Here is a 12,768-nt window from a genome sequence, read left to right as displayed (position 1 = left end):
TTGTATTCGCGCACTTCTTCGGCGGTCTTGAGCTTGACGAAGAACTCCGCGACCTCGGTCTTGATCCCGCCGAAATGACCGACGGCTTGTGTCCCTGGTCGAGACCCGCGCAGGTGAGGCGGCGGCCGGCATCGAGCTGATAGGCGATGCCGGCGATACGTGCGAGGCGCTCCTCGATGCCTTCGAACTTGCCGATCGGAATGCCGAATTGCGTACGGATGCGGGCATAGGCTCCCGTCGCATGTGCGCAGAAGGCAGCACCTGCCGAGGAGAGCGAGGGTAGAGAGATGCCACGGCCGGCGGCCAACGCGCTCATCAGCATCTGCCAGCCCTGTCCGGCACGTTCGGGACCGCCGATGATCGCATCCAGCGGCACGAAGACGTCGCGCCCCCAATTCGGACCGTTTTGAAAGGCCTGCATGGAGGGAAGGTGGCGGCGGCCGATTTCGACGCCGGGCGTGTCGGTCGGAATGAGGGCAACGGTGATGCCCAGATCCTCTTGTCCGCCGAGCAGGCGGTCGGGATCGCGGAGCTTGAAGGCGAGGCCGAGCACCGTCGCCACGGGACCGAGCGTGATGTAGCGCTTGTGCCAGTTGAGGCGAAGTCCGATGACGTCGCGACCATTCACCGTCCCCCGGCAGACGACGCCGGCGTCGGTCATCGCGGCGGCGTCCGAGCCCGCTTCGGGGCTCGTCAGGCCAAAGCAAGGAATTTCGCGGCCGTCGGCGAGGCGGGGCAGCCAGCGATCGCGCTGCTCCTTCGTGCCGAACTGCATCAGAAGTTCGCCGGGGCCGAGGGAGTTCGGAACCATCACCGTTACGGCGGCGGCGATGGAACGCGTCGAAATCCGGCGCACGACTTCCGAATGGGCGAAGGCCGAGAAGCCGAGGCCGCCATACTCCTTCGGGATAATCATGCCGAAGAATCTATTGGCCTTGATGAATGCCCAAGCCTCCGGTGGCAGATCCCGAAGCTCCCAATTGATTTTCCAGTCGTCGAGCATGGCGCAGAGCTCTTCGACCGGTCCGTCGAGGAACGCTTGCTCCTCCGTGCTCAGGGCGGCTACCGGCGTATCGAGCAGTTTGCGCCAGTCGGGATTTCCGGTGAAGAGATCGGCATCCCACCAAACGTCGCCGGCTTCGATGGCGGCACGCTCGGTTCCGGACATGCCTGGCAAGACGGTTTTCGCCCAGGCATAGATGGGACGCGACAGCAGGTTTCTTCGCAGTGCGGCCATGAAAATGCTCCCTCGTTTTAGACATAACGCCCGGGAACGGCTTGGGTTTCCCCTGCCGGGACCGGCAGCACGGGTTTGAAACCCGCATTGAGGGAGGTCATGGACGGCGGCGATGAATCAAGGCTGGCTTGTGAGATCGTGGTAGTCCCGTTCGGGACGCTCAAATGGGGATGTCATGACCGCTATTCTGACCGTTCACGGGGCCGCTCGCACCGTCACCGGCTCCTGCTATCTCATCGAGACGTACGAACGGAAGTTTCTGGTGGATTGCGGCATGTTCCAGGGCGCGAAGACGCTCAAGGCGCTCAATTACGGGCCCTTCCCCTTCGATCCCCGCGACATCGACTTCGTGCTGCTGACGCACGCGCATATCGATCATTCGGGACTTCTCCCAAAGCTCGCCAAACAAGGGTTCGACGGACCGATCTATGCGACACGAGGAACGATCGATCTTGCCGGTTGCATGTTGCCGGATTCGGGGCATATCCAGGAAGTCGAAGTCGAAGAACTGAACCGACGCAATGCGCGACGCGGGCGTGAGCGTGTGACGCCGATCTATACGGCCGAAGATGCGGAGGCCTGTCTGAAGCTCTTCAGGCCAGTCAAATACGACGACTGGATGCGGCCGGCGGAAGGCATTCGCGCGCGCTTCTGGAATGCGGGGCATATTCTGGGATCGGCGTCGATCGAGATCGAACTTGATACCGACGTGCCGTCTGCGCGCCAGCTACGTCTCCTCTTTTCGGGTGACATAGGGCCGGACGCGCAGACTTTTCATCCGGCACCGGACTCACCGGAGAACATCGACTATCTCATTTGCGAGTCGACCTATGGCGGACGGGTACGGCCGAAGCTCACGCATGACGGCAGGCTCGATCTTCTCGCCACCGAGGTGCTCGATGCTTTCAAGGACAAAGGGGCGCTGGTAATTCCGGCTTTTGCCGTCGAGAGGACGCAGGAGCTGCTCGCCGACCTTATCGAGCTGGTCGATACCGGCCGCATTCCGCGGGTACCGATCTTTCTGGACTCGCCGCTGGCCATCCGGGCAACACAAGTGTTTCTCGATCATACCGACGAACTCGAAAACGGCGGCGAATTTGCGAAGGCCATGGCGACGCCTTTGCTGCGCACGACCGAGACCGCCGCCGAAAGCATGGGCATCGAGCGCATCGAGGGCAACCACATCATCGTGGCGGCGAGCGGCATGTGCGACGCGGGCCGGATCAGGCATCATCTGAAAAACCATCTGTGGCGGCAGAATTCGACCGTTCTTCTGGTCGGATTTCAGGCGAAGGGCACGTTGGGGCGCATTCTCGCCGACGGCGCGAAGGCAGTCCGCATTCAGGGCGAGGAAGTGAAGGTCAGGGCGAAGGTCCGCCAGATCGACATTTACTCGGGCCATGCCGATGGAGAGGCTCTGGCGCTATGGATCGAGGCCCGCACTCCCGTGAAACGAGCAGTTTTTCTGGTGCATGGAGAAGAGGAAGGGATGACCGCGCTTCACGAGAGGTTGACGGCATCGGGGCTCTACGGGACGCGTGTGCTCGAGCCCACGCTCGACGACATTTACGATCTCGTCGCCGAGGCGCCGGAGCCGCGTTCGCGGCCGGGTCCACGGCGTCTGCAACCAGAAAACGTCGGTCGCTTCGATTGGCACAATGATCTGTCACGCCTCTGGCTCGACATCGGCGATGAACTAGATCATGCAGCAGACGACAAGGCGCGCGGCATCATCCTTCGCCGTTTGCGGCGTGCGCTCGAAAAGAGTGAATAGGAGAGCGGAGATGCAATGACGATGAAAATTGCGACGCTGACGATGAACCCCGCGATCGACACCTCGACGTCGGTCGCGGAGGTAATGCCCGTTCATAAGCTCCGCTGTGCCGCAGGGCGCCGCGATCCGGGCGGTGGTGGCATCAATGTCGCGCGGGTATTGCGGCGGTTCGGCCATGCGGCAACCGCGATTTATGTCGTCGGAGGCATTACGGGCAAGCTATTGCGGAAGCTCGTCGAGGGAGAGGGGATCGAGAGCCGTATCATCGAGGCAGACGAGGAGACGCGCGAGGACTTCACGGTTCTTGAGGAACGGAGCGGAAATCAATTTCGTTTCGTGTTGCCAGGTCCTGCACTAAGCGAAACCGTGTGCTCGGCGGCGCTCGATACGATTTCGGCGCTCCATCCGGCACCTGAATATATCGTTGCGAGCGGTAGCCTGCCGCAGGGCGTGCCAGCGGATTTTTATGCGCGCGTCGTTTCGGCGGGACGGCAGGTCGGCAGCAGGGTCGTGGTGGATACATCAGGCGCGGCCCTCTCCGGGGCTCTGGCGACGTGTCCGTTCATGGTCAAGCCGAGCTTGCGCGAGTTGCGCGAACTGACCGGCGAGGAGCTGGGTGAAGAGGTCTCGATGGTTGCGGCGGCGCGGCGGTTGATCGCGGAGGGACAGACCGAAGCCGTTGCCTTGACGCTTGGAGGGGAGGGAGCAGTTCTCGTTACCGGCGACGGCGCATGGCGCGCCAACGCACCACATGTGGAAATGAGGAGCGCTGTCGGTGCCGGAGACAGTTTCGTCGGCGGGATGGTCGGCGCGCTTGCATCGGGCGACGATTGGGAGGAGGCATTCCGGCGCGGCATCGCCGCGGGCTCGGCCGCGCTCCTGTCGCCGGGTACCGAACTCTGCCGGCCGGAAGATGCCGAGCGCCTTTTCGTCGAGGTGAAGACGCGGAAGATCGCCTAAGCTTTCCATACACTGGAAAGCCGGTCCACCACGCCCTAGGCGGCGGTCACGGCGCCGAGCAACATGCCGATGTGACCGTCGCCCCACATCGGAAGGAGGAGACGCACGTAGTCATCGTGTCGATAGTAGGTGGGTATGCGACCTTCAACGGTGGCGCTTGCCTGGGCGCGGATGAAATTCAGCGGGGCGTGGGTCTCCATTTCGTCCGCGAAACCGCCGGCAAAATCCTTGCCGAACTGCGCGACGATCTCTTTCCCCACGATGTCGAAGCGGAACCGCTCCGGTTTGCCGAAGACCGAGATGAGCATCAAGCGATCGACCAGTTGCGGTAGCGACGATAGCTTCACGTCATCCCAATAGGGCATGTCGCTCGCCTTACCACGGATGAGTCCGTGCCAATAGGCGCGGACCTTTTCGAGATCGGAGTCGAGCGTTGAGGGAAGCGCGTAGGGTGTCGTGGAATTTGGCATCTTTCTCGTCATCTCCTGTTCCCCGGCTCTGGAAAACTATCCCGCCGAAGCCTGGGCGGCAACGCCGCAAGAATGTGTGCGCTTCATTCGAGGATTCATTCCATCAGGCGTGCTCCATCAGGCGTGCTTTCGCGGCACAACCTCGCCCGCGACGGGCCTCAATTGGGGAAAGTCGTCAGGCGTTATGGATTCTTTGGCGAGAAGCAGCTTCGCGCCAGCTTCAAGATCGCTCGAACGGGCTTCCAGAACGTCCCGGGCACGCCCGTAAGCCTCGTCGATGAGCTTGCGGACGGCAAGGTCGATTTCGCGCGCGGTCGCCTCCGAATAGTCCTTGTCGCGGACGTTCAGCATGCCGTCGCCGAGATAGGCGGAATGCTGCGCCTCGAGCACGGCCTGGCCGAGTTCAGGGGCCATGCCGAAGCGGGTGACGATCTGCCGCGCCACATCGGTCACCTTGGCGAGATCATCGGCGGCGCCGGTCGAAATCTCACCGAATGTCACGTCCTCGGCGGCGCGTCCCGCCAGCAGCACCACCATCCGGTTTTTGAGTTCGCCTAAAGTAATGAGGAAGCGATCCTCGGTCGGTCTTTGCAACGTATAGCCGAGCGCGCCGATGGAGCGGGGGATGATCGAGACTTTATGTACAGGATCGGTTCCCGGAAGCGTGGCCGCGACGAGCGCATGTCCCATCTCGTGATAGGCGACGCGCTCGCGTTCCGTCGGGTTGAGAAGGCGGCTCTTCACTTCGGAACCGGCGACGATGCGCTCCACCGCGCCGGTAAAATCGTCCATGGAGACATTGTCGCCATTGCGCCGCGTGGCGAGGATTGCCGCCTCGTTGACGAGGTTGGCGAGATCGGCACCGGTGAAGCCGGGCGTGATGGCGGCGATCTTGTCGGCGTCGATATCGGAGGCCAGCGTCACCTTGCGCAAATGGACCTTGAGGATGGCTGTGCGGCCGCTGCGGTCCGGGCGGTCGACGACGATCTGGCGATCGAAACGCCCCGCGCGCATCAGGGCCGGGTCGAGAATTTCCGGCCGGTTGGTCGCGGCAAGAAGCACGATGCCCGCGCGTGGATCGAAGCCATCGAGTTCGGCGAGGAGCTGGTTCAGCGTTTGCTCCTTCTCGTCCTGTCCGCCCATGCCGCCCATCGGTGAGCGGGCGCGGCCGAGTGCATCGAGTTCGTCGATGAAGATGATGCAGGGGGCAGCCTTGCTCGCCTGTTCGAAGAGGTCGCGCACGCGGGCGGCGCCGACGCCGACGAAGAGTTCGACGAATTCCGAACCGGAGATCGAGAAGAAGGGAACGCCAGCCTCGCCGGCGACGGCGCGGGCAAGCAGCGTCTTGCCGGTTCCGGGCGGGCCCACAAGGAGAATGCCCTTCGGCACATGGGCGCCGAGGCGGCCATATTTTTCCTTGTTCTTCAGGAAGGAGACCACTTCCTGCAGTTCCATTTTTGCCTCGTCGACGCCGGCGACATCCGCAAAGGTGACGCCGGTCTGCGTCTCCACATAGACCTTGGCTTTCGATTTGCCGACGTTCATCAGACCGCCCATGCCCTGACGATCGGCGATGCCACGGAACAGAAAGTACCAGACGCCGCCGAAGAGCAGCGCCGGCAAAACCCAGGAGAGGAGGGTGGTCGCCCAGTTCTCGTCGGAACCGCCGGTAAATTTGACGCCGGCCTTTGCCAGCTCGTCGGCGAATACAGGCTCGACACGGCTCGTCGCGAATTGTTCCTTGCCGTCACGGGGCGTCACGAACTTGCCCCGGATTTGTGTTTCGGTGACGGTGACTTCGCTGATTGCCTTCTCGTCGAGCAGCTTCATGAAATCGCTGTAGTCGATCTGCGCCACCTGGCGATAGCCGAACCAGAGCTGGAAGGCCGTGATGAGCAGGAAGGCGGCGACGAAGTAGCCGGCGTTGAACTGGACTCTCTTATCCATGGATGATGCCCGGTCGGCGCCTTTCAGGATTCGATGATGACCTTCAGCGCATGCGTACTGGCCGCCTTGCCGAAGGTGTCATAGGCATCGAGAATTTCCGCCAGCTTGAAGCGATGCGTGATCAGCCGCGTCGGGTCGATTTTCTTCGATTGCACAGTCTTCAACAGCATGGGTGTCGTCACGGTGTCGACGAGCCGCGTCGTGATGGTGATGTTCTGCGACCAGAGACGTTCGAGATGCAGATCGGCCTTGACGCCGTGAACCCCGATATTGGCGATGGTTCCGCCCGGCGCCACGATGTCTTCGCACATGACGAAGGTTGCCGGCACACCGACGGCCTCGATGGCGACGTCGACGCCCACGCCGCCCGTCATTTTCATCACGGTCTCGACGGCTTTGCCGTCCTTGCTGTTGACTGTCGCAGTGGCGCCGAAACGTTTTGAAACCTCGAGCCGATTGTCGTCGAGATCGATCATGATGAGTTCCGCGGGAGAATAGAATTGCGCCGTCAACAGCGCGGCGAGGCCGATGGGTCCTGCGCCGACAATGGCGACGCTATCGCCAGGTTTGACCTTGCCATTCAGCACGCCGCATTCGAAGCCCGTCGGGAGAATGTCGCTCAGCATCACGAGCGCTTCCTCGTCCGCACCTTCGGGAATGCGGTAGAGGCTCGTGTCGGCATGAGGGATGCGGACATATTCGGCCTGAGTGCCGTCGATCGTATTGCCCAGAATCCAGCCGCCCGTGGCGCAGTGGGAATACATGCCGCGGCGGCAGTAGCTGCATTTTCCGCAGGAGGAGATGCAGGAGATCAGCACGCGGTCGCCAGGCTTGAAGGTCGAGACGGCCGCGCCGACCTTATCGACGACGCCGACGCCTTCGTGACCGAGAATGCGGCCCGGTTCGCAGGTCGGGACATCGCCCTTCAGAATATGAAGATCGGTGCCGCAGATGGTGGTGCGGGTGACGCGGACGACGGCATCCGTCGGGGCCTCGACCTCTGGCATCGGGCGGTCTTCCAGCGCCTTCTTGCCGGGACCTTGATAGACGAGGGCTTTCATCGGGACGCTCCCTGGAGCGGAGAATGACATGCTCCTATAGGCGCGCCGACAGCCCTCCACTGCATTGACCTCGATCAACCGACGGATCGTCGGGTCCGCGACGTCTGCGTTCTTTCATTGGCGGCGCTTGTTTTGTATAAGGCAAAGGTTCTCCCCAACTCACGAGGCCGCTCGCGCCGTCTATGTCGGAAATGTGAAAGATGCCTCTGCAGTCGAAACCCATCGAATTTACCGGTCGTATCGTCATGGTCGGATTCGGCAGCATCGGACGCGGTGTGCTGCCGCTGATCCTGCGTCATATCGGCGTGACGCCGGACCGGATGGTCATCGTGACCGCGGAGGAAGAGGGGCGGCGTGAGGCGCAGCTTCAGGGCATTCGTTTCATTCTTCAGCCGCTGACCCGCGAGAACTACATCTCGGTGCTGGAGCCGCTGATCGGCGAGGGCGATTTCCTGCTCAACCTTTCGGTCGAGGTCTCGAGCCTCTCGCTGATTGAGCTCTGCTACGCCAAGAACGCGCTTTATCTGGACACCTGCAACGAGCCGTGGCCGGGGCGCTATACGGACGTCTCCTTGACGCCGTCGATGCGCTCGAATTACGCGCTGCGCGAAGAAGCGCTCGATCTCAGGGCGCGGCAGGAGGGTGGGCCGACCGCGATCCTGACGCATGGGGCAAATCCGGGGCTCGTGTCCCATTTCGTCAAGCAGGCGTTGATCAATCTCGCGGAGGACCAGGGGCTCCTGATTTCCAGGCCGACGGATCGCGCGGAATGGGGGGCGTTGGCGGAACGTCTGGGCGTCAGGGTGATCCACATCGCCGAGCGGGATACGCAAGTTTCGCCCATTCCCAAGCGCGTGGGCGAGTTCGTCAACACATGGTCGGTCGACGGGTTCATCGGCGAGGGGTGCCAGCCGGCGGAACTCGGATGGGGCAGCCACGAACGGCATTTTCCGGCGGACGGCTTCCGGCACGAGTTTGGCGGCGGGGCGGCGATCTATCTCGGGCGGCCGGGCGCGTCGACGCGCATGCGGAGCTGGACGCCGCTCGAAGGGCCCTACCACGGCTTTCTCATCACGCATGGCGAGTCGATTTCGATCGCCGACTATCTGACGCAAATGGACGGCAGCGCGGTGCGCTATCGGCCAACCGTCCATTACACCTATCATCCATGCGACGCCGCCGTTCTCTCCGTTCACGAGCTTGCGGGCAAGAATTGGCAGGAACAGGCGAGCAAGCGCATCATCGTCGATGAAATCACCAGCGGCATCGACGAACTCGGCGTACTGCTGATGGGGCACAAGAAGGGCGCCTACTGGTACGGTTCGCAATTGTCGATCGGCGAAGCAAGGAGTCTCGCGCCCTACAACAATGCGACGGGACTGCAGGTGACGGCGGCCGTTCTCGGCGGTGTCGTCTGGGCGATCGAAAATCCGAGGCGGGGCGTCGTCGAACCTGAGGAAATGGATTTCGAGCGCGTGCTCGAAATCGCCGGTCACTATCTCGGCAATGTGGTGGGCGTCTATAGCGACTGGACGCCGCTGACGGGCCGGGGTGTGCTCTTCGACGAGGATCTCGATACGGAAGATCCCTGGCAGTTCAAGAATTTCCGCGTGGTTTGATCGGGTGCATTCGCCGGCGCTTATCCGGTCTGCTCGCCGACATTCGCTTCCGACGGCGGCCAGAGGCGCGGATTGATCGGGCCGTCGGCGGGAGTGCCGGGCTCCTTGCCGCTCAACCAGATTTGATGATCGAATTTGCGGGCCGGGGAGTCGATCGCGCCAACCTTCGTGCCATCGGCATACCAGATGATGGTCATTACCGATCGCAGCAGATTGCTGTTATTCGCGGGCGCGCGATGCAGCGTCCAGCCCTTGTGGAAGGTCGCGTCTCCGGCGCGCATCGCGCCATGCGTCTCCGTCTCGTAGCCCTCGCGCGCGACGAGATCGGAAAAGGCCGCCTCGGACTCGTCGCCGATGATCCATGGACCCAGATCACCGTGAAGATGGCTGCCATTGGCGAAGGTCATCGAGCCGACCTCGGCGGGGATGTCGATCAGCGGCATCCACATGGTGATGGTGTCGTTCGTGTCGAGCGGCCAGTAATTCTGATCCTGGTGCCAGGGCGTGTGCCCGCCGCCCGGCTCCTTGTAAAGCGCCTGATCGTGATAGAGCCGGACGCCCGAAACGCCCAGAAGCTCGGCGGCTACCTTTGCGAAGCGCGAGGCGTAGACGAATTCCCGGACGACTTCACTGCGCATCCAGAGGTTGGGCACCTGGAGGAAAGCCTTGCCGTAAGTATCCCTGTCGGACAACGGCGCCGCGCGCTCCGCATATTTCAATACCGCCGCTTCGATGGCGGGACGGTAGGCGGCGATCTCCGACGCGGAGGCAAGACCGCGCACGACGGCATGGCCTTTCAGTCGGAGCGAGGCGACGGCTGAAGGGTCGATCGCATGGGGTTCGCTCAGCGGACGATCGAGGTCGTCGATGAAAGCTGTCATTGGCTGGTTCTCGTCGAACGATCGGGTGGCGTCTATGGGGCATCGGCCCCGGAAATGCCGCCCAAGAAATTACGGTCATGTCTGACCGGAAGTAAAGTGTGCAATGCCATATTACGCCGAAGACGGAGGGCGGAAGATCGATCTGGACGCCGCGTGACGCTGCGTCAATATGAGCGACAATTGACGCCGGTTGCGCGCGAGACGACACTCCCGACAAATCGGAATAACACCATCAAGGGAGTTACAAGTGAAAGAAGCATGGATCATCGACGCGGCACGCACGCCGCGCGGTGTCGGCAAGGTCGGCAAAGGCGCGCTGACGGAAGTTCATCCGCAGCGTATTCTCTCGACGGTTCTGAAGGCGCTTGGCGAGCGCAACAATCTCGATAGCGACGATATCGACGACGTCATTGCCGGTTGCGGTACGCAGTCGGGCAAGCAGGGTGCTTGCATCGCGCGCATGGCGGCGCTCGACGCCGGCTGGAAGAACACGGCGCCGGGCTTCTCTCTCGATCGCTTCTGCGGCTCGGGGCTTACCGCGGTCAATCTCGCGGCCATGGGTGTCATGTCGGGCATGCAGGATCTCGTTGTCGCGGGCGGCGTCGAGTCCATGTCGCATGGCTCGACCCTTCCACGCACCGGCGGCGCGACGATCGACAGCCATAATCTGCATCTGCGCGAAATTCACCCGCAGCCGCATCAGGGCATCTGCGCCGATCTCATCGCGACGCTTGAAGGCATCAGCCGCGAGGACACGGACAAGCTCGCCTATGAAAGCCAGCGCCGCGCCGATCACGCGATCCGCAACGGGCATTTTGCGAAGAGCCTCGTCCCCGTCTATCACGACGACGGCACGCTGGCGCTTGACAAGGAAGAGTTCCCGCGCCCTGGCACGACGCTCGAAAGTCTTGCGGGCCTCAAGCCGGCCTTCGCGGCGATGTATGAGTTCCCGCTCGACGAAGAGGGCCTCACCTACAAGAAGCTCGTGCAGAAAAACTATCCGGATGTCGTCATCAATCACATCCACCACGCGGGCAATTCGTCGGGCGTCGTGGACGGTGCCGGCGCGGTGGTGATCGCCTCGCCGGAATATGCGAAGGCCCATGGGCTCAAGCCCCGCGCGCGCATCATCTCGGTGGCGACGGCGGGCGACAGCCCCGAGCTGATGCTCAACGCGCCGGTGCCCGCGACGAAGAAAGCGCTGCAGATCGCCGGGATGACGCTGAAGGACATCGACCTTATCGAGATCAACGAGGCTTTCGCGGTCGTTCCGCTGAAGTTCATGCGCGATCTGAATGTCGATCCGGCGATCGTCAACGTCAATGGCGGCGCCATGGCGCTCGGTCATCCGATCGGCGCGACGGGGGCGATCATTCTCGGGGCGTTGCTCGACGAACTCGAGCGCCGAGATCTCAATGTCGGCCTCGCCACGCTCTGCGCGGCGGGCGGCATGGCGCCGGCGACGATCATCGAGCGGATGTAAGTATCCTGACGTTCTCGACGAAACGCCCGCCGGCGTAAACCGGCGGGCGTTTTTGTTTCCGAAGTGCCGCGTGGATCAGTCGGCCGGTTCGACGATGATGACGGATGCCGCATGATGGGCGCGGGCAAAGCGCAGGTGAAGCGTGAAGGCGATTGCGACCGCGAGAACGAAAACGACGGCGGTGACGTCAAGAACGCCGCTCATGTCGTGGTCGGTAGCCACGGCCGATGTCAGCATGGGGCCGGCGCTGCAGCCGAGAAGCTGCGCGCCCGCCATGAGCATCGCGGAGCGGCGGGACGGATCGGCCTCGATGAGGAGCGGCACCTGAAACGGCAGGGCGAAGAGCCAGAGGAAGCCGAAGGCGGCGACGCTGAGCAGATAGACCGTTGCACCGGGCTGCAGGGCAAAGACGCCGACGAGCGCGATGTTGGCGAGACCGCAGGCGATGAAGGCGAAGACCGCATTCACGCGGCCGGCAAGCGCTGTCGCGGCAAAGCCGCCGACGACCTGCGCCGCCAGCGCGACGGCGACGGCCAGTCCGGCGGTCCGTGGCGAAACGCCAGCCAGAACGCCGACGCGTTCGATGTAAACCCACAGGCCGACAATCGCCGCAAGGTAGAGGAAGACGACGAGGAGAGCGACAATGCCGGAGATCGGCAGCGCGGTGCTCGTGGTCTCCTCCGTTTTTGGCAGCGGCTCGAACCGATCCGGGATGAAGAAGGTGCAGGCGATCGCGAGCACGGAAAATGAACCGAGTGCGAAGAGCCCGACATTTGCGCCATAGATCGGCAGCAGGGTGACGGGCAGGGTGGCGGCGAGCGCGAACTGCATAAGGGTCTGCAGCGTGACGAAGATGCCGGAAAGCCTTTCCGGCGATTGTCCGCGCGTAATCAGATTGACGGCGACCCAGACCAGAAGACCGGAGGCCGATCCCGCCACGGCGCGGAGCAGGACGATGCCCATGCCGTCGACGTAGATCGTGCCGAAATTGGCGGCCGCCAGAACGAGGCAGGCGGCGATGCTCATGAGCCGCAGGCGATGCGGCTTGAGCAACATGCCGGCGAGGGCGGAGACGATACCGATGGCGAGGAGCTCGCTCGTCGCCGCATAGCCGACCTCGGCCACGTCGAGACGTCCCGCTTCCGCGAGAGACCCGAGCAACAATGGCTGCAGACCGAGCATCAGCAGCGCGATCGAGCCTAGAATGAGACAGGCGGCAATCGCGCCGGTCTTCGGAGGAACACCAAAACCGTCGATACGCATACTGTCGGCCATGATGTTCCTCCGTCTCCAGAGATCAGAAGTTGGTCTTGAAATAGACGCCGAAGGTGCGCGG

10 protein-coding genes are annotated in these 12,768 nt (G+C 62.7%); 4 read left to right on the top strand and 6 right to left on the bottom strand.

Translation table 11 applies throughout. From position 1 onward, the window contains the following. A partial coding sequence (locus VMR03_RS01075) for an acyl-CoA dehydrogenase (protein WP_325401416.1) occupies positions 1-1,237 on the bottom strand: 1,237 nt, incomplete at its 3' end. Between the two features lie 175 nt (positions 1,238-1,412). On the opposite strand from VMR03_RS01075, the gene VMR03_RS01070 reads away from it, so the two are divergent. Together VMR03_RS01070 and VMR03_RS01065 are read left to right on the top strand one after the other, a co-directional pair. Then, positions 1,413-3,011 (top strand): MBL fold metallo-hydrolase, encoded by a 1,599-nt coding sequence (locus VMR03_RS01070; protein WP_325401414.1) that lies wholly within the window; start codon positions 1,413-1,415, stop codon positions 3,009-3,011. 15 nt (positions 3,012-3,026) lie between these two features. Beyond that, a complete protein-coding gene (locus VMR03_RS01065) occupies positions 3,027-3,971 on the top strand; it encodes a 1-phosphofructokinase family hexose kinase (RefSeq protein ID WP_325401412.1) in 945 nt (314 codons plus the stop codon). A 35-nt stretch (positions 3,972-4,006) separates the two neighbouring features. On the opposite strand, the gene VMR03_RS01060 is transcribed toward VMR03_RS01065, so the two are convergent. The 3 genes from VMR03_RS01060 to VMR03_RS01050 all read right to left on the bottom strand — a co-directional run bounded on the left by VMR03_RS01060 (position 4,007) and on the right by VMR03_RS01050 (position 7,449). Continuing rightward, the gene (locus VMR03_RS01060) at positions 4,007-4,441 is read right to left on the bottom strand and encodes a hypothetical protein (RefSeq protein WP_325401410.1); all 435 of its coding nucleotides are present in this window, start codon (positions 4,439-4,441) and stop codon (positions 4,007-4,009) included. A 117-nt stretch (positions 4,442-4,558) separates the two neighbouring features. Further along, entirely contained in the window at positions 4,559-6,388 is a 1,830-nt protein-coding gene (gene ftsH / locus VMR03_RS01055; RefSeq protein WP_325401408.1) for an ATP-dependent zinc metalloprotease FtsH, read from the bottom strand. Positions 6,389-6,411: 23 nt separating this feature from the next. Then, on the bottom strand, positions 6,412-7,449 hold the full coding sequence (locus VMR03_RS01050) for a zinc-dependent alcohol dehydrogenase family protein (RefSeq protein ID WP_325401406.1): 1,038 nt from the start codon (positions 7,447-7,449) through the stop codon (positions 6,412-6,414). Between the two features lie 200 nt (positions 7,450-7,649). Between VMR03_RS01050 and VMR03_RS01045 the strand changes: the two genes are divergently transcribed. Continuing rightward, complete coding sequence (locus VMR03_RS01045) at positions 7,650-9,068, top strand: homospermidine synthase (protein ID WP_325401404.1); 1,419 nt, start codon at positions 7,650-7,652, stop codon at positions 9,066-9,068. 20 nt (positions 9,069-9,088) lie between these two features. Here the strand turns inward: VMR03_RS01045 and VMR03_RS01040 are convergent, their stop codons facing one another. Further along, complete coding sequence (locus VMR03_RS01040; protein ID WP_325401402.1) at positions 9,089-9,949, bottom strand: phytanoyl-CoA dioxygenase family protein; 861 nt, start codon at positions 9,947-9,949, stop codon at positions 9,089-9,091. A gap of 247 nt (positions 9,950-10,196) precedes the next feature. On the opposite strand from VMR03_RS01040, the gene VMR03_RS01035 reads away from it, so the two are divergent. Continuing rightward, positions 10,197-11,432, top strand: a complete 1,236-nt coding sequence (locus VMR03_RS01035; RefSeq protein WP_325401400.1) for an acetyl-CoA C-acetyltransferase — start codon at positions 10,197-10,199, stop codon at positions 11,430-11,432. A gap of 75 nt (positions 11,433-11,507) precedes the next feature. On the opposite strand, the gene VMR03_RS01030 is transcribed toward VMR03_RS01035, so the two are convergent. Further along, the gene (locus tag VMR03_RS01030) at positions 11,508-12,707 is read right to left on the bottom strand and encodes a hypothetical protein (protein WP_325401398.1); all 1,200 of its coding nucleotides are present in this window, start codon (positions 12,705-12,707) and stop codon (positions 11,508-11,510) included. Positions 12,708-12,768 lie beyond the last annotated feature (61 nt).

Source organism: Parvibaculum sp. (assembly GCF_035511255.1).
Taxonomy (GTDB): Bacteria; Pseudomonadota; Alphaproteobacteria; order Parvibaculales; family Parvibaculaceae; genus Parvibaculum.
This window is presented reverse-complemented; position numbering and strand designations above follow the sequence as displayed.